At 70.5% G+C, this 16221-nt stretch carries 15 protein-coding genes; 7 read left to right on the forward strand and 8 right to left on the reverse strand.

Translation table 11 applies throughout. The features are described 5' to 3' along the window. The first annotated feature begins 4 nt into the window (after nt 1-4). Together PGB26_RS08410 and PGB26_RS08415 are read left to right on the forward strand one after the other, a co-directional pair. Complete coding sequence (locus PGB26_RS08410; RefSeq protein WP_271637194.1) at nt 5-1090, forward strand: adenosine deaminase; 1086 nt, start codon at nt 5-7, stop codon at nt 1088-1090. Nucleotides 1091-1097: 7 nt separating this feature from the next. Then, the gene (locus tag PGB26_RS08415; RefSeq protein WP_271637195.1) at nt 1098-1943 is read left to right on the forward strand and encodes a carbohydrate kinase family protein; all 846 of its coding nucleotides are present in this window, start codon (nt 1098-1100) and stop codon (nt 1941-1943) included. Between the two features lie 2 nt (nt 1944-1945). On the opposite strand, the gene PGB26_RS08420 is transcribed toward PGB26_RS08415, so the two are convergent. Genes PGB26_RS08420 through PGB26_RS08435 form a run of 4 tightly spaced genes read right to left on the reverse strand, consistent with a single transcriptional unit; the run spans nt 1946 to nt 5937 of the window. Then, nucleotides 1946-2692 (reverse strand): alpha/beta hydrolase, encoded by a 747-nt coding sequence (locus PGB26_RS08420; protein WP_271637196.1) that lies wholly within the window; start codon nt 2690-2692, stop codon nt 1946-1948. A 30-nt stretch (nt 2693-2722) separates the two neighbouring features. Beyond that, on the reverse strand, nt 2723-3442 hold the full coding sequence (locus tag PGB26_RS08425; protein WP_271637197.1) for a TSUP family transporter: 720 nt from the start codon (nt 3440-3442) through the stop codon (nt 2723-2725). Continuing rightward, on the reverse strand, nt 3443-5107 hold the full coding sequence (locus tag PGB26_RS08430) for a phospho-sugar mutase (RefSeq protein WP_271637198.1): 1665 nt from the start codon (nt 5105-5107) through the stop codon (nt 3443-3445). Further along, nucleotides 5104-5937 (reverse strand): purine-nucleoside phosphorylase, encoded by an 834-nt coding sequence (locus tag PGB26_RS08435; protein ID WP_271637199.1) that lies wholly within the window; start codon nt 5935-5937, stop codon nt 5104-5106. The genes PGB26_RS08430 and PGB26_RS08435 overlap by 4 nt, the downstream gene beginning before the upstream one ends. A 48-nt stretch (nt 5938-5985) precedes the next feature. On the opposite strand from PGB26_RS08435, the gene PGB26_RS08440 reads away from it, so the two are divergent. Further along, nucleotides 5986-7434 carry an NAD(P)H-quinone dehydrogenase gene (locus PGB26_RS08440; RefSeq protein WP_271637200.1) on the forward strand — a complete coding sequence of 483 codons (1449 nt, stop codon included), beginning with the start codon at nt 5986-5988 and terminating at the stop codon, nt 7432-7434. Between the two features lie 75 nt (nt 7435-7509). Here PGB26_RS08440 and PGB26_RS08445 read toward each other — a convergent pair whose 3' ends face one another. Beyond that, on the reverse strand, nt 7510-9279 hold the full coding sequence (locus PGB26_RS08445) for an acetyl/propionyl/methylcrotonyl-CoA carboxylase subunit alpha (protein WP_271637201.1): 1770 nt from the start codon (nt 9277-9279) through the stop codon (nt 7510-7512). A 67-nt stretch (nt 9280-9346) separates the two neighbouring features. Then, a complete protein-coding gene (locus PGB26_RS08450; RefSeq protein WP_271637202.1) occupies nt 9347-9994 on the reverse strand; it encodes a Maf family protein in 648 nt (215 codons plus the stop codon). A gap of 50 nt (nt 9995-10044) precedes the next feature. On the opposite strand from PGB26_RS08450, the gene PGB26_RS08455 reads away from it, so the two are divergent. The 4 genes from PGB26_RS08455 to PGB26_RS08470 are packed head-to-tail and all read left to right on the forward strand — an operon-like array spanning nt 10045 to nt 14190. Next, the gene (locus PGB26_RS08455; RefSeq protein ID WP_271637203.1) at nt 10045-11244 is read left to right on the forward strand and encodes a class I SAM-dependent RNA methyltransferase; all 1200 of its coding nucleotides are present in this window, start codon (nt 10045-10047) and stop codon (nt 11242-11244) included. Between the two features lie 50 nt (nt 11245-11294). Further along, nucleotides 11295-11951 (forward strand): response regulator transcription factor, encoded by a 657-nt coding sequence (locus tag PGB26_RS08460; protein ID WP_271637204.1) that lies wholly within the window; start codon nt 11295-11297, stop codon nt 11949-11951. Further along, entirely contained in the window at nt 11948-13195 is a 1248-nt protein-coding gene (locus PGB26_RS08465) for a sensor histidine kinase (RefSeq protein WP_271637205.1), read from the forward strand. The genes PGB26_RS08460 and PGB26_RS08465 overlap by 4 nt, the downstream gene beginning before the upstream one ends. 17 nt (nt 13196-13212) lie before the next feature. Continuing rightward, nucleotides 13213-14190 carry a hypothetical protein gene (locus PGB26_RS08470; protein ID WP_271637206.1) on the forward strand — a complete coding sequence of 326 codons (978 nt, stop codon included), beginning with the start codon at nt 13213-13215 and terminating at the stop codon, nt 14188-14190. A 225-nt stretch (nt 14191-14415) separates the two neighbouring features. Here the strand turns inward: PGB26_RS08470 and PGB26_RS08475 are convergent, their stop codons facing one another. Beyond that, the gene (locus PGB26_RS08475) at nt 14416-14634 is read right to left on the reverse strand and encodes an acyl-CoA carboxylase subunit epsilon (RefSeq protein ID WP_271637207.1); all 219 of its coding nucleotides are present in this window, start codon (nt 14632-14634) and stop codon (nt 14416-14418) included. Continuing rightward, nucleotides 14631-16220, reverse strand: coding sequence for an acyl-CoA carboxylase subunit beta (locus PGB26_RS08480; RefSeq protein ID WP_271637208.1), 1590 nt, complete (start codon nt 16218-16220; stop codon nt 14631-14633). Before PGB26_RS08480 ends, PGB26_RS08475 begins: the two co-directional genes overlap by 4 nt. Nucleotide 16221 lies beyond the last annotated feature (1 nt).

Raw genomic sequence — 16221 nt, forward strand, 5'->3', positions numbered from 1 at the left:
ACCCATGAAGATCGACGAGCTGCGCGCTCTGCCCAAGATCTCGCTGCACGACCACCTCGACGGCGGAGTGCGCGCCGCGACGATCCTCGAGCTCGCCGATGCGAGCGGCATCGCGACGCCGGCGCAGGACGCCAAGGGCCTGAGCCGCTGGATCTCTCGGCAGAGCGACGCGGGTTCGCTGGTGGAGTACCTGAAGACGTTCGACCTGGTCACCTCGGTGATGCAGTCCGAACACGCGCTCACCCGCATCGCCCGCGAGTTCGTCGCCGATCTGGCCGCCGACGGCGTGATCTACGGCGAGGTGCGCTGGGCCCCGGAGCAGCACCTCGCAGGCGGTCTGAGCCTCGACGACGCCGTGCGCGCCGTGCAGCGCGGCATCGAAGAGGGCGAGGACCAGGCGGATGCCGCCGGTCGCAGCATCCGCGTCGGACAGATCGTCTCGGCCATGCGGCAGGGATCGCGAGTGCGGGAGATCGCCGAGCTCGCCGTGCGGCATCGCGAGAGCGGCGTCGTCGGCTTCGACATCGCCGGCCCTGAGGACGGGTTCCCCGCGTCGCAGCACCGCGCCGCCTTCGACTACCTCGCCACCGAGTTCATGCCCGTGACGGTGCACGCCGGAGAGGCCGCCGGACCCGCATCCATCCGCTCCGCGCTGATCGACGGACGCGCGCTGCGACTCGGTCACGGCGTGCGCATCGCCGAGGACCTGCAGATCATCGAGCGCGAGGGAGACGAGGTGCAGGTTCAGTTCGGCGACCTGTCACGCTGGGTGCGCGACCGCGAGATCCCGCTCGAGCTCTCGCCGTCGTCGAACCTGCAGACCGGCGCGATCGCGCAGTGGGGCGACGAGCTCTCCGACCACCCGTTCGACCTTCTCTACCAGCTCGGCTTCTCGGTGACCGTGAACGTCGACAACCGCACCATGAGCGGCACGTCGCTGACGCGCGAGCTCTCGCTGCTGGTCAGCGCGTTCGACTACGACCTCGACGATCTCGAGGCATTCCAGTTCAACGCGGCGTCCGCGGCGTTCCTGCCGGTGGAGGAGCGCGAAGAGCTGGTCGAGATGATCGCCGAGGGCTTCGAGCGCTGAGCGCCGCATGAGCTCGGTCTTCATCGCGGGACCCGCATCGTGGAACACGCTCGTCGTGCTCGATCGGCTGCCCGAGCCCGTGCCGCACATGCAGTTCGCGGAGGACTCCTGGGAGACCCTGGGCGGCACGAGCGCGGGTAAGGCCCTGAGCCTGACTGCGCTCGGCCGCGACGCACTTCTGTACGCGGTGAGTGCGCAGGACGCCCCCGGCACGCGGGTGCGCGCGGCGCTGGCGGATGCCGGGGTGCGCACCCTCTGGGCAGATGGAGAGGTCACCGAGCGCCACCTCAACCTGATGACCCGAGCGGGCGAGCGGGTGTCGCTGTACCTCGCGTCCCCGCCGCCCACAGGCGGCGCAGGCGATGCGGCGATCGAGGAGGCTATGCGGACCGCTGACGTGCTCGTGCTGGATCTCGCCGCCGAGCCGCTGCGGCTGCTCCCGCTCGCGCAGCGCACGAGGCGCCCCATCTGGGTCGACGTGCACGACTACGACGGCGAGGCGGAGTTCCACCAGCCGTTCCTCGCCGCGGCCGATGCCGTGTTCTGCAATGCCGATCGGCTCGACGACCCGATCGCCTTCCTGCGCTCGCGCGTCGACGCAGGCGCGTCGCTTGCGGTGTGCACACTCGGCGCGGATGGTGCCGTCGCGATCGACTCCGACGGCGACGAGCACCGCGTCAGCGCGGTGCCGGTCGATGTCGTCGACACCAACGGGGCGGGCGATGCGTTCCTGGCGGGAGTGCTCGACGCACGCCTCGCGGGCGCGACGGTTCCCCAGGCGCTGTCAGCGGGCGCCCGCTCGGCATCGACCGTGCTGGGCTCCCGCCACCTGCACCCGCTGCTCGACGACTGACCTCAGCCGAGAGCGGCGGCCAGAGCGCCGACCGCCTCGGTGATCTGCGCGCGCATGTCATCGTCCGAGATGGACGGGATGCCGTCACCGGCCTGCGGTCCGTAGGCGCCGAAGGACGCGTGCGAGGCGCCGTCGATCTCGATGAGCTCGGCCCCCTCAGGCAGCAGGTCTCTGGCATCCGCGATCTTCTGCGGCGTCGACAGGCCGTCCTTGCTGCCCGACGGGCTGAGCACGGGCCTGCCAGAGTCCGACAGGTCGTTCGCGCAGTACGAGGCGAAGAGGGCCAGCGCATCGGCATCCGGCGCGAGCTGGCAGGCGCGCACCCCGCCCAGCGAATGCCCGCCCACGATCCAGGTGCTCACCCCGGGGGCGGCAGACGTGAAAGCATCGAGCCCTCGCGGATCGAAGAACGCCAGGTTCAGCCACGGTCGGGTGATGACCACGGTGATGCCGTCCTCTGCGGCGAGACCCTGCAGGGTGGAGATGTAGCCCTCCGGCTGCACCTTCGCACCGGGGATGAACACCAGACCGACCGTCGACTCGCCGTCGGCGGGGGAGAGCACGATTCCCTCCGGAGCCTGATCGACGGTCAGCGACGGGTTCTTCTCGGCCTGCGCGAGAGGATCGGGCTCGGCGCCCATGACGCCGACCTGGCTCCAGATCACGACGCCGACGACGAGCAGCATGATGACAGCGGCCAGCGACCACAGGACGCGGACGAGGATGCGCTTCGGGCGCGAGCGGGGCATGGACGGAGACTATCGCCGCGCGATGGGAGATCAGGTGAGAAGGGACGCCGTCGCTCGCCCGAGCATGACGAGGGTGCCCGCCCAGGCGCATAGCAGCATGACCCTGCGGGCGAGCGCGAACGGCACCCGACGCGCGACGACAGAGCCGAGGACGATGCCGCCGGCGGTGCATGCACCCAGCACCGTGAGATCGAGCGGCGAGGAATCCGGAAGCCCGCGCAGCGCGACCGAGACCAGGCCGTAGCCGAGGAAGACCACCTGAGCGCTCGCCGCGAACCTGCGCTGCGGCCAGTCGTCGCCCAGGGCGAAGGATGCCAGCGCGGGACCCGACAGGCCGCTCGAGGCGTGCATGAACCCGGCCAGCGCGCCGGCGCCGATCGCGCCGGGTCGACCGCGCACATGCCGTGCGATCGCACCCAGCCGTTGAACGCTGAGCGCGAGCACTCCCATCGCACCGATGAGGAACAGCAGAGCCGTCTCAGGCAGCGCGGCGGCCGTGAGTGCGCCGAGGGGAGCGGCGGCGAGTCCAGCTCCGAGCAGCCACAGCGTGCGTGACCAGTCGACGTCGCGCCATGCGCCGGGTACGGCGAAGAGCGAGGCGATCACCGCGAGGAACAGGGCGATCGTCACGCCCTCCACCGGACCGTACGCGAGCACGACCGGACCGATCAGCACGAGCACGAACGCCAGGCCCGTGACACGCTGGATCACCGCCGCGATGACCGTCGCGACCGCGATGACGGCCAGCACTCAGCGGCGCTCGGAGAGCAGTTCCCGCACCGCCGACTCGAGGTCGGCCACGGCTGAGGCCGCCGCCGCCGGGCTGTCGCCGCGCGCGTCGATGTACACCTTGAGCTTCGGCTCGGTGCCGCTCGGACGCACGATCACTCGCGAGCCGTCGTCGAGACGGTAGCGCAGCACATCCCCGGCGGGCACGCCCGCATCGCCGGCCGCCAGGTCCTCCGCCGACGCGACGGCGCGAGAGCCGAACGAGGTCGGAGGCTCGGCCCGCAGCGAGGCCATCGTTCCGGAGATCACCGACAGGTCGTCGACGCGCACCGAGACCTGTCCGCTGGCGAAGTGGCCGATCTCCGCGCCGAGCTCGGCGAGCAGCCCCGCGATGCCGCTGCCGTTCACCCGCGCCTCGGCGGCCAGACCCAGCAGCGCGACGGCGGCGGAGATGCCGTCCTTATCGCGCACCGTCTCGGGGTTCACCAGGTAGCCGAGCGCCTCCTCGAAGCCGAACACCATGCCGGGCGCACGGGAGATCCACTTGAATCCGGTGAGGGTCTCGTGGAAGTCCAGACCGTAGCGCTCGGCGACGGCGCCGAGGCCGGGGGAGGAGACCAGCGAACAGGCGAGGGATGCCCCCGGCGTGCCCTGCGCGGCGCGCGCGGCGCGCCAGCCCAGAAGCAGACCGACCTCGTTGCCGGTCAGGCGGCGCCATCCGCCCTCGGCCGTGGCATCCGGGATGGCGACCGCGAGGCGATCCGCGTCGGGGTCGTTCGCGATGATGAACTCGGCATCCGCCTCGCGCGCCCGTGCGAATGCGAGATCCATGGCACCCGGCTCTTCGGGGTTGGGGAACGAGACGGTGCGGAACGTCGGATCCGGGTCGCGCTGGTCGTCGACGATGCGCGGTGCCGGGTAGCCGGCGGCCTTCACGACGCGCGAGAACGTCTCCCAGCCCACGCCGTGCATGGCCGTGTACACCCAGCGCATCTCCTGCACACCGAACGGCGCAGGTGCGACAGCCGCGGTCGCGGCGATGTAGGCGTCGACGACGTCTTCGCCGGCGATCTCGTAGGCATTCGAACGCGGCAGCAGGCTCACATCGCCCGCATCGGCGACGCGCTGGATGTGCCTGGCGATCTGCCCATCCGCCGGCGCGACGATCTGCGAACCGCCGTCCTCGCCGCCGAGGTACACCTTGTAGCCGTTGTCGTTCGGCGGGTTGTGGCTGGCGGTGACCATGATCCCGGCATCCGCATGCAGGTGACGCACGGCGAAGGCGAGCACAGGCGTCGGCAGCAGGCGCGGCAGCAGGATCGCGTGCAGGCCGGCCCCGGCGAGGATCTCGGCCGAGTCGAGCGCGAAGCGGCGGGAGTTGCGTCGGCCGTCGAAGCCGATGACCACCGTCGGGCGGGTCGTGCCGCGCTGCAGCAGGTAGCCCGCGAAGCCGGCCGCCGCCTGGGTGACGAGCACGCGGTTCATCCTGTTGCTGCCCGCTCCGAGCTCGCCGCGCAGCCCCGCCGTGCCGAAGGCGAGCCGCTGCCCGAAGCGGTCCTCGAGGTCGGCGAGAGCGGCGGGGTCGCCGCCGGCGGCGCGGGTGATGATGCCCGCGAGCTCGTCGCGGGTCTCGGCATCCGGATCCTGTCGCAGCCAGGCGCGCGCCTGGGACAGCCGCTCGCTCACAGCGCCTCGATCACTCGGGCCAGCAGCGCCGAGATCACCGGCTCGGCCTCGCGGCCGGCCTCGATGACCTCCTCGTGGCTGAGCGGGGTCTTCTGGATGCCTGCGGCGAGGTTCGTGATGAGCGAGAAGCCGAGGATCTCCATGCCCGCCTGGCGGGCCGCGATGGCCTCGAGGGCGGTCGACATGCCCACGATGTGGCCGCCGATCGCCTTGGCCATCTGCACCTCTGCGGGGGTCTCGTAGTGCGGGCCGCGGAACTGGGTGTACACGCCCTCGTCGAGGGTGGGATCGACCGTGCGGGCGATGTCGCGCAGCCTGGTCGAGTACAGATCGGTGAGGTCGACGAAGGTCGCGCCCTCGAGCGGCGAGTCGGCCGTGAGGTTGATGTGGTCGCTGATCAGCACCGGCTGACCCGGCCTCCAGGTCTCGCGGATCCCGCCGGCGCCGTTGGTGAGCACCATGATCTTCGCCCCCGTGGCTGCTGCGGTGCGCACCGAGTGCACCACCCGGCGCACGCCGTGGGCCTCGTAGTAGTGGGTGCGCGCGCCGATCACCAGCACGTTCCGGCCGCCGGGGGTGCGGATGCTGCGCAGCGTGCCGACATGGCCCTCGAGTGCGGGCTTGGAGAAGCCGGTCACCTCGGTGGCGGGGACGGTGGCGACGGTCTCGCCGATCAGCTCGGCGGCCTTGCCCCAGCCGGAGCCGAGCGTCAGAGCGATGTCGTGGTGGTCGACCCCTGTGAGACGAGCGATGTCGGCGGCCGCGTCGGCGGCGACGGCGAACGGATCGGCCGTCGGGTCGTCCAGGGGGTTCAGGGAGTTGTCACGCATGCCTCCACTCTAGGAAGGTGGCGGGGCCGCTGCCAGGATTGCGGAAGAATGGAGTTCATGTCTCAGACTTCCTTCGCGAACAGGCAGAGCGTCGCCGTCCTCGGCGGCGGCCCCGGTGGGTACGAGGCGGCACTCGCCGCCGCGCAGCTGGGGGCGGACGTGACGCTCGTCGAGCGGGTGGGCGTGGGCGGGTCGGCCGTGCTCACCGATGTGGTGCCGTCGAAGAGCCTGATCGCCACCGCCGACGCGGCGGTCGCCATCGCCGGGGCGACCGACCTCGGCGTGCAGTTCTACGCGCGCGGAGCGGATGACCGGCCGCTCAAGCCGGAGATCGCCATCAACCTGGCCGCGGTCAACAAGCGGCTGCTCGCGCTCGCCGGTCAGCAGTCCGAGGACATGCGAGCGACGCTGCTCGAGGCCGGCGTGCGCATCCTCTCCGGCCACGGCCGTCTCGAGGGCCCCAACGCGATCGTCGTCGCCACCGGCCCCGGCGGCACGGACTTCGACCGCATCGAGGCCGATACGGTCGTCGTGTCGGTCGGCGCCTCGCCGCGCGAGCTCCCCTCGGCGAAGCCCGACGGCGAGCGCATCCTCACCTGGACCCAGCTGTACGACATGAAGTCGCTCCCCGAGCACCTGATCGTCGTGGGGTCGGGTGTGACCGGCGCGGAGTTCGCGTCGGCGTACATGAACCTCGGGGCGAAGGTCACGCTCATCTCCAGCCGCGACCAGGTGCTGCCCGGTGAAGACGAGGACGCGGCGAAGGTGCTCGAGAAGGTGTTCACGCGCGGCGGGATGCAGGTGCTGTCCAAGTCCCGCGCCGACAGCGTGACGCGCACCGACGACGGCGTGCTGGTGACCCTCTCCGACGGTCGCACCGTGGAGGGCAGCCACTGTCTGATGGCAGTCGGCTCGATCCCGAACACGGCCGGCATCGGCCTCGAGGAGGCGGGCGTCGAGCTCACCGAGTCCGGTCACGTGCGCGTCAACCGCGTGGCGCGCACGTCAGTGCCCAACGTCTATGCGGTCGGCGACTGCACGAACTTCTTCCCGCTGGCATCGGTCGCGTCCATGCAGGGGCGCACGGCCGTGTTCCATGCGCTCGGCGACATCGTCATCCCGCTCGAGGTGCGCAAGATCACCGCGAACATCTTCACGGCGCCCGAGATCGCGACGGTCGGCTACTCCGAGCAGGACATCGCGAACGGCCAGGCCGACGGCATCGCGCACAAGCTGCCGCTGGCGGCCAACCCGCGCGCGAAGATGCTGGGCATCAAGGACGGATTCGTGAAGATCATCGCGCTGCGCGGCTCGGGAACGGTGGTGGGGGGCGTGATCGTCGCGCCGCGGGCATCCGAGCTGATCTACCCGATCGCGATGGCGATCGAGCGGCGTCTCACCGTCGATCAGGTCGCGCGCGTGTTCGCCGCCTACCCGTCGCTGACGACCAGCATCACCGATGCGACCCGTGCGATGCACGCGGTCGGCGTCGTCTGACTCCACACGCCGCAGACGCGGAAGGCGCGCCCCGGGCTCGGGGCGCGCCTTCCGCGTCTGCGTGGCCGATGCCGGTCAGCTGATGGTGAGCAGCTGATGACCGGCCGACACCGTGGTTCCGGGAGTGGCGTCGATGCTGCCGACCACGCCGTCCTTGTGCGCCTGCAGCGGCTGCTCCATCTTCATCGCCTCGAGCACGACCACCAGGTCGCCCTTGACGACCTGCTGGCCCTCTTCGACTGCCAGCTTGACGACGGTGGCCTGCATGGGCGACTTGACGGCGTCGCCCGACGCGCCGGCGTTCGCGGTGGCGGTGTGGCTGCGGCGCGACGGCGGGACCGCCGCAGGGCGCCCCGCCGTGCCGGCGACGGGTGCGACCACGCGGTCGGGCAGGCTCACCTCGAGGCGCTTGCCGGCGACCTCGACGACGACCGTGTGCCGGCCGGGCGCCGGGGTCGGCTCATCGAGCTCGCCGTCCCACGCGGGGATGTCGTTGTCGAACTCGGTCTCGATCCAGCGCGTGTACACGCCGAACTCGCCGTCGGCGGCGACGAATGCCGGGTCTCGCACGACCTTGCGGTGGAACGGGAGCACGGTCGGCATGCCGGCCACCTCGAACTCGTCGAGCGCCCTGCGCGAGCGCTCGAGCGCCTCGGCGCGGTCGCGACCGGTGACGATGATCTTCGCCAGCAGCGAGTCGAAGGCCCCCGAAACGGTGTCACCGGCGGTGACGCCGGAGTCGAGGCGGATGCCGGGGCCGCCGAAGGTCTTGAAGACGTTGATCGGCCCGGGCTGGGGGAGGAATCCGCGGCCGGGATCCTCGCCGTTGATGCGGAACTCGATCGAGTGGCCCTGCGGCGCGGGGTCGTCGTAGTCGATGGTGCCGCCCGCGGCGATGCGGAACTGCTCGCGCACGAGGTCGATGCCGGTGACCTCCTCGGACACCGGATGCTCGACCTGAAGGCGCGTGTTGACCTCGAGGAACGACACGGTGCCGTCGGCGCCGATGAGGAACTCGCAGGTGCCGGCGCCGACGTAGCCGACCTCCTTGAGGATGGCCTTCGACGCCGAGTACAGCAGCTCGTTCTGCTCGTCGGTGAGGAACGGTGCGGGCGCCTCCTCGACCAGCTTCTGGTGCCGGCGCTGCAGCGAGCAGTCGCGCGTGGAGATGACGACGACGTTGCCCTCGGCATCCGCCAGACACTGCGTCTCGACGTGACGGGGTTTGTCGAGGTACTTCTCGACGAAGCACTCGCCGCGCCCGAAGGCCGCGACGGCCTCGCGGGTGGCGGACTCGAACAGCTCGGCGACCTCGTCGAGCTCGCGTGCGACCTTGAGTCCGCGTCCACCGCCGCCGTACGCCGCCTTGATGGCGATCGGCAGTCCGTGCTCCTTCGCGAAGGCGATGACCTCGTCGGCGCCGTCGACCGGGCCCGGCGTGCCGGGCGCGAGCGGGGCGCCGACCTTCTCGGCGACGTGACGGGCGGTCACCTTGTCGCCGAGCGCCTCGATGGCCTCGGGGGAGGGGCCGATCCAGGTCATGCCCGCGCCGATGACGGCGCGTGCGAACTCGGCATTCTCTGCGAGGAATCCGTAACCCGGGTGCACGGCGTCGGCGCCGGCGCGGCGCGCCACGGACAGGATCTTGTCGATCTGCAGGTAGGTCGCGGCGCTGGTCTCCCCGTCGAGGCTGTAGGCCTCGTCGGCGAGACGCGCGTGCATGGCGTCGCGGTCCTGGTCGGCGTACACGGCGACGGAGGAGATTCCGGAGTCACGGGCGGCGCGGATGATGCGTACGGCGATCTCGCCGCGGTTCGCGATGAGCACCTTGGCGATATCAGGCATGGGCTTCAGCCTAGCGAGGTCGGCGCCGATCGTTTTGACGACTCTCCACAAGAAATACGGCGATCCGTTAGGACTGCGACCACAAATCGGTCCAGACGACGCCGAGTTCCGCCGCGAGCCTGCGCAACGTCGACAGCGACATCCCCACCACTGTCGAGGGATCGCCCTCGACCCGGGTGATGAACGGCCCGCCGAGACTGTCGACCGTGAACGCGCCGGCGACGTGCAGCGGCTCGCCGCTGTCGATGTACGCCTCGAGCTCGGCATCCGTCACATCCGCGGCGAACGTGACAGCGGCCTCGGCGACCGCCGTCGCCTCGACCGGCTCGAGGTCGGGTCCGACGCGGAAGACGGAGTGCCCGGAGTGCAGGATGCCGGTGGCGCCGCGCATCTGCTGCCAGCGCTCGCGCGCCGCCTCCGGCGTGTACGGCTTGCCGTGCACCTGCCCGCCGATGGCGAACATCGAGTCGCCGCCGATCACGATCCCGTCGAAGCGCGGATGCTCGCTGTGGATGCGATGCGCGACATCAGCGGCCTTCGCGCGGGCGAGCAGGAGCACCAGCTCGTCCGGCGCGAGCGGGGCGCCGCGCTGCGCGGTCGCGGCGGCGGCTACGGCGTCCTCGTCGACCGCGGGCGCGACGATGAGCGGCTCGATGCCCGCCTGCCGCAGCAGCATCAGACGGGCGGGGGAGGTGGATGCCAGGCACACGCGCATGCCTCCACGCTAACCCGTGGACTCTCAGCGCGGTGTGGGATCCTGAAGGGATGACCTCTTCTGCCCGCACGCTCGACCTCGACATCACCGGCATCGCGCACGGCGGCACCTTCATCGCCCGCCACGAGGGGCGTGTCGTGTTCGTGCCCGACGCGATCCCCGGGGAGCGCGTGCGCGCCGAGGTGACGGAGGCAGGCGACGGCAAGCGGTTCTGGCGCGCCGAGACCCGAGAGGTGCTCGACGCGTCGCCGCATCGACGCGAGCATGTCTGGACCGAGGCCGACATCTCCCGCGCGCCGGCGGACCGGGTGGGCGGCGCCGACCTCGGGCACATCGACCTGGGCCATCAGCGCGTGCTGAAGCGGCGGGTGCTGCAGGAGGCCCTCGACAAGTTCGCGGGCGGCGGGATCGACGCGCCCGCCGTGGAGCCCGTCGATCAGGGCGACGGCACGGGATGGCGCACCCGGGTCTCGCTGCACGTCGACGCAGACGGCCGGGTCGGTCCGTACGCGGCGCGCAGTCACCGGGTGATCGATGTCGCCACCCTGCCCCTGGCGCGACCCGCCGTCGAAGCGGCGGCCTTCGGCCTGCGCTCCCAGAAGCCGGGCCGGGTCGATCTGGTGGAGGCCGGCGACGGACGCGTGCGCGTGCTGCCGCGACCGGAGGGCGCACGTCGCGGACGGTCCGAGGTGGTGTTCGAGCAGGTGGGCGGCCGTCGCTTCCAGCTGGATGCCGGCGGGTTCTGGCAGGTGCACCCGCGCGCCGCCGAGACGCTGCACGACGCGGTCGGTCAGGCGCTGGCCGGGCTGGTCGACCCGGATGCCACGCACTTCGACCTCTACGGAGGCGTCGGGCTGTTCGCCGCGACCCTCGCCGGGCAGGGCGCGAGCGACATCGTCACGGTCGAGTCCGACAGCCGCGCGACCGAGCATGCGGCCGCGAACCTCGCCGACGTCGACGTGCACGCGGTCACCGCCCGCGTCGACCGCTTCCTGACCGGCATCCCGGACGGCACCCGGGCGGGGGCCGTCGTGCTCGACCCGCCGCGCGCGGGAGCGGGGCGTGGTGTCGTCGAGGTGATCAGCGCACTCCACCCCGAGGCCGTGGTGTACGTCGCCTGCGACCCTGTCGCGCTCGCCCGCGATCTCGGCACGTTCCGAGAGCTGGGGTGGGACACGTCGTCGCTGCGCGCCTTCGACCTGTTCCCGCATTCGCACCACTTCGAGGCGGTCGCGCTGCTCACCCGGTGACCGGCCGGCTCGGGCACGGCGCGCCCCCGGGCACTCGCTAGGCTGGCGGCATGAGCACCGTCGCCCTCATCGACGACCACGAGTCCGTTCGCCTCGGCCTGGAGGCGGCGTGCCTGCGCGAGGGCGACCAGCGCGTCGTGTTCTCCGGCGGGACGGTCAAGGACTACCTGACATGGCGGTCGACGTCCGCCGAGCCGCCCGTCGACGTGGTCGTGCTGGACCTCACCCTCGGCGACGGCACGACCGTGACCGAGAACGTCGCGACCCTGGTCGCCGACGGGGCCAGCGTGGTCATCCACAGCGTCGCCGATCGGCCCGCCTCGGTCCGCGAGGCGCTCGCGGCAGGAGCCGCAGGAGTGGTCAGCAAGTCGTCGGCGCTCGGCGACGTGCTCGACGCCATCCGCACGGTCGCGCGCGGCGAGGCGCTGAACAACGTCGAATGGGCCAGCGCCGTCGATGGCGACCGTGAGTTCGCCGACGCGCAGCTGTCGACCCGCGAGCGCGAGGTGCTGCGGCTGTACGCCGCCGGGCTGCCGCTGAAGGCCGTCGCCGAGCGCCTCGGGGTGGCGTACTCGACGGCGAAGGAGAACATCACTCGCATCCGGGTGAAGTACGTCGAGGTCGGCCGCCCCGCTCCGACGAAGGTCGATCTGCTGCGCCGCGCCATGGAGGACGGGATCGTCGAATCGGACGGTGCACCCGAGTGACGACTGAGAAGATCGGCGACAGTGACGCGATCAGCGAAGCGTGGACGAGCCTGCCCTCTCCCGGGGAAGTCGGCGTGGGCCTGGAGCGCTTCACCGGGCGCAGGATGGAGCGCATCCTCGCGATCGTCGGTGGAATCGGGTCGACCGCTCTCGGCGCGCAGGCGCTCCTGGGCGCCCTGAGCCGCATCGATCTGCTGGACGGACCCCATCTGGCTGTCATGGTCATGGTGTTCGGTCCGCTGCTGTGGATGATCGTCGCCTGTTTCTCGGGTCGGTGGATCAGCCAGGCATCCGGCTCGTTCGCAGTTCTGTACCCGGTCGCTCTGGCGATCTGGCCGGTCGTCGTGGATCCCGAGCTGATCGAAGCCGACAGCCAGCCCTGGATCTTCTTCCTCGTCAACATCGGCGTAGTGGCGGCGCTGCTGGCCTTCTCGCCCCGCCTGCAGTTCGTGTGGGCGATCGGTCTGCCGTTCGTGTACGGATACGTCCGTCTCGTGCAGGGCGGCTTCGAGCAGAGCTACTGGATCACGACAGCGTTCGACGTGTCGTTCACGCTCATCCTGGGGTCGGTGATCGTCTCGCTGGGGTGGATGTTCCGGCAGGTCGCCGCCGGGGTGGACGATGCGCGGGCTCGAGCGGTCGAGACCTATGCGGAGGCCGCGGCCTCGTCAGCCGCCGAGGAGGAGCGGATGGCCATGTCGGCTCTCATGCACGACAGCGTGCTCGCCGCGCTGATCAGTGCGGAGCGCGCAGAGAGCCCGCGGGAACGAGCGCTCGCCGTCGCCATGGCCCGGGAAGCGCTCACTCGACTCGCCAACACCGAGGCCGCCATCGCGCAGGAGGGCAGCGACGCACCGGTCGCCCGGTCGCGGATCGTCGCCGAACTGCGCCGGGCTCTGTCGGAGCAGGGCGCGGACGCGGTGGTCGAGGAACGCGGTATCCCGGTGACGGCCCCCGGCCGAGTCGCCCGCGCCATGGTTCTCGCCGCCCGACAGGCGATCAACAATGCCGTACTGCACGCGAAAGGGCGGGGCCTGCACGTGATCGTGGAGTCACCGCACGAAGGGCGGCTGACCATCACCGTCTCCGACACCGGTCCGGGATTCGATCCTGCCGCGATCGGTGAGGATCGTCTCGGCATCCGCGCGTCGATCGTCGCGCGCATGGCGGCTGTCGCGGGCACCTCCGACATCATCACGGACAGCACGGGCACGACCGTCGAGCTGGGTTGGCAGGAGTCATGACTCGCACAGTCCGGAGTATGACGACGGCTCTCGCGCTCGGGTTCGCGATCTATTTCGCAGCCCGCGGCATCTGGTGGCTCGTTCAGCCCGAGAATCCGTGGCTGATGATCGGTGGGATCCTGCTCTTCGTCTCGGCGATGCTCGTCGCAGTGCTCTCGGGCGCTTCCCAGACAGTGCGCATGCCCCTGTGGGCGGCGCTGTTCACCGTGGGCGCTGCTGCCGCCGTGCCGACGCTGGTCAGCCTGTCGCTGGAGCCGTCGATGCGCGGTGCTCCGTTCGCCACCTGGTACATCGGCGCGACCGGCCTGCTCGGTGTGGTGTGCGTGGTGCGGCGGCGCTCCGTCTACGGATGGACGGCCCTCGCGATACTGGTGCTCTCCGCCGGTCTGTACATGGGGTTCGAGAAGGCGCTGTCGCTGGGGCTGGTGGGGTCGATCACCTGGGTGGTCATCGCGCAGATGCTCGTGCTGTTCTGGGGTAGGGCGGTTCGCGACACCGAGCGGCTCACAGATGTTCAGCGGGGAGTGTCCGCATGGCACGCATCGCAGCTGGTCCGTCAGCGCGAACGGAGAGTGCGCACTCAGCGGGCCCTCGTCATCGCCGGCCCGGTGCTGTCGCGTACCGTGGCCGCTCGGGGCGAGATCACCGAACAGGAGAGGCTGGAAGCCCGTCTCGCCGAGGGCACCCTTCGGGACGAGCTTCGCGGTGCGATCCTGATAAACGACGCCGTCAGGACGATGATCAAGGATGCGCGACGGCGCGGCTCCATCGTCACCGTCTTCGATGAGGGCGGCCTGGACGGGATCGACGACGAACGGGTCGGCGAGATCCGAGACGAACTGGCCTCCGTGCTCGCCAACGCTCACTCCGACCGGGTCATCATCCGGGCAGGCAGGGACGACACGATCGCGGTGACCGTGGTGGGGCGCAGCGCGAACGGCGAGAGCGAAGAAGCCGTCGACCTCTGGCATGAGATCCGCCGCGTGGCGGAATGAGAGAGGCGAGGGGCGGCATGTGTGCCGGCCCCTCGCCAGGTGCGGAACAGCTACCCGAAAACTGTCCGCTGGTGGGCGGTGCTGCGCCTGTCTACCCTGGGGACAGAGCAGCCGCCTAACGCGAAGCGTCCCTATCAGTGTCTCGAGACGCAAGCGGCCTGTCTGTAGGTATTTCGGGGGACAAACTATACGGAATTCCGAGGTGCCGGTCAGACCGATCGCGTCTCAGCCGGAGAAGCGCCCCCACGGGATGTCGCGCCGCAGCGGACGGCGGATCCCGCGCTGCGTGCGCTGCCACACCGAGACGCTCGGCACATCGGCGACAGCCTCAGCGGACTCGTGGGTGTACGCCTCGGCGACGACCGCGATGAGCGCCGCCAGCTCCTCCTCGGTCGGGTCGCCGCGCACGATCTCCATGCGGGGGGTGTCGTCCGGCTCGGTCACAGCGGGATGTTCCCGTGCTTCTTGGGCGGCAGGTCGGCGCGCTTGCCGCGCAGCGCGCGCAGCGACTTCGCGATGGCGACGCGTGTCGCGGACGGCTCGATGATCCCGTCGATCTCGCCGCGCTCCGCAGCCAGGAAGGGACTGGTCACGCTGTAGGTGTACTCGTTGGCGAGGCGGGTGCGCACGGCGGCGACGTCTTCGCCTGCCTCCTCCGCCTTGCGGATCTCACCGCGGTAGAGGATGTTGACGGCGCCCTGGCCGCCCATCACCGCGATCTCCGCGGTCGGCCACGCGAGGTTCACATCGGCGCCGAGCTGCTTCGAGCCCATCACGATGTAGGCGCCGCCGTATGCCTTGCGCAGGATGACGGTCACCATCGGCACCGTCGCCTCGGCGTACGCGTAGATGAGCTTCGCGCCGCGGCGGATGACGCCGGTCCACTCCTGGTCGGTGCCGGGCAGGTAGCCGGGCACGTCTACGAGGGTGACGATCGGGATGGAGAACGAGTCGCAGAAGCGCACGAAACGGCTGGCCTTCTCGCCGGCCTCGATGTTCAGGGTGCCTGCCATCTGCGAGGGCTGATTGGCGATGATGCCCACCGAGCGACCCTCGACGCGGCCGAAGCCGATCACGATGTTCGGCGCGAACAGCGGCTGCACCTCGAGGAACTCGCCCGCGTCGACCACGTGCTGGATGACGGTGTGGATGTCGTAGGGCTGATTCGGGGAGTCGGGGATGATCCTGTTCAGCGCCTGATCGGCATCCGTCGTCTCCCAATCGAAGAGCGAGTCGTACGCAGGGATCTCGGCCATGTTGTTATCGGGCAGGTAGCTGAGCAGGGTGCGCGCGTAGTCGAGCGCGTCGTCCTCGTCCTCGGCGAGGTAGTGCGCCACGCCGGAGCGGGTGTTGTGCGTGAGCGCACCGCCGAGCTCCTCCATGCCGACGTCCTCACCGGTGACGGTCTTGATGACGTCGGGGCCGGTGACGAACATCTGGCTGGTCTTGTCGACCATGATGACGAAGTCGGTGAGGGCAGGACCGTACACCGCTCCGCCGGCGGCCGGGCCCATGATGATCGAGATCTGCGGGATGACTCCGGACGAGCGGGTGTTGTGCCGGAAGATCTCGCCGTACTTGCTGAGCGCGAGCACGCCCTCCTGGATGCGGGCTCCGCCCGAGTCGAGGATGCCGATGATCGGCATCCCGCCCTTCAGGGCGAACTCCATGATCTTGATGATCTTGTCGCCGGCGACCTCGCCCAGCGAGCCGCCGAAGGTGGTGAAGTCCTGCGAGTACACCGCGACGGTGCGGCCGTGGATGGTGGCGACGCCGGTGACGACGGAGTCGCCGTACGGGCGGTTGCGGTCCATCCCGAATGACGTCGTGCGGTGACGCACGTACTCGTCGAACTCGACGAAGCTGCCGGTGTCGACCAGCAGCTCGATGCGCTCACGGGCTGTCATCTTGCCCTTGGCGTGCTGCTTCTGCTGGGCGATCTTCTCGGGCTCGAGAACCGCGTCGGTGAAGCGCGAGCGGAGGTCCGCGATCTTGGCGGCCGTGGTCGAGAGGTCTGGCGTGTCCGTCACG

It is taken from the genome of Microbacterium sp. nov. GSS16 (assembly GCF_028198145.1).
Taxonomy (GTDB): Bacteria; Actinomycetota; Actinomycetes; order Actinomycetales; family Microbacteriaceae; genus Microbacterium.

Excerpts from the sequence above, each read along its gene's own strand:
- PGB26_RS08410 (WP_271637194.1), top strand. The coding sequence starts at position 5 with ATGAAGATCGACGAGCTGCGCGCTCTGCCCAAGATCTCGCTGCACGAC.
- PGB26_RS08415 (WP_271637195.1), top strand. The coding sequence starts at position 1,098 with ATGAGCTCGGTCTTCATCGCGGGACCCGCATCGTGGAACACGCTCGTC.
- PGB26_RS08420 (WP_271637196.1), bottom strand. The coding sequence starts at position 2,692 with ATGCCCCGCTCGCGCCCGAAGCGCATCCTCGTCCGCGTCCTGTGGTCG.
- PGB26_RS08435 (WP_271637199.1), bottom strand. The coding sequence starts at position 5,937 with ATGCGTGACAACTCCCTGAACCCCCTGGACGACCCGACGGCCGATCCG.
- PGB26_RS08440 (WP_271637200.1), top strand. The coding sequence starts at position 5,986 with ATGGAGTTCATGTCTCAGACTTCCTTCGCGAACAGGCAGAGCGTCGCC.
- PGB26_RS08445 (WP_271637201.1), bottom strand. The coding sequence starts at position 9,279 with ATGCCTGATATCGCCAAGGTGCTCATCGCGAACCGCGGCGAGATCGCC.
- PGB26_RS08450 (WP_271637202.1), bottom strand. The coding sequence starts at position 9,994 with ATGCGCGTGTGCCTGGCATCCACCTCCCCCGCCCGTCTGATGCTGCTG.
- PGB26_RS08455 (WP_271637203.1), top strand. The coding sequence starts at position 10,045 with ATGACCTCTTCTGCCCGCACGCTCGACCTCGACATCACCGGCATCGCG.
- PGB26_RS08460 (WP_271637204.1), top strand. The coding sequence starts at position 11,295 with ATGAGCACCGTCGCCCTCATCGACGACCACGAGTCCGTTCGCCTCGGC.
- PGB26_RS08470 (WP_271637206.1), top strand. The coding sequence starts at position 13,213 with ATGACGACGGCTCTCGCGCTCGGGTTCGCGATCTATTTCGCAGCCCGC.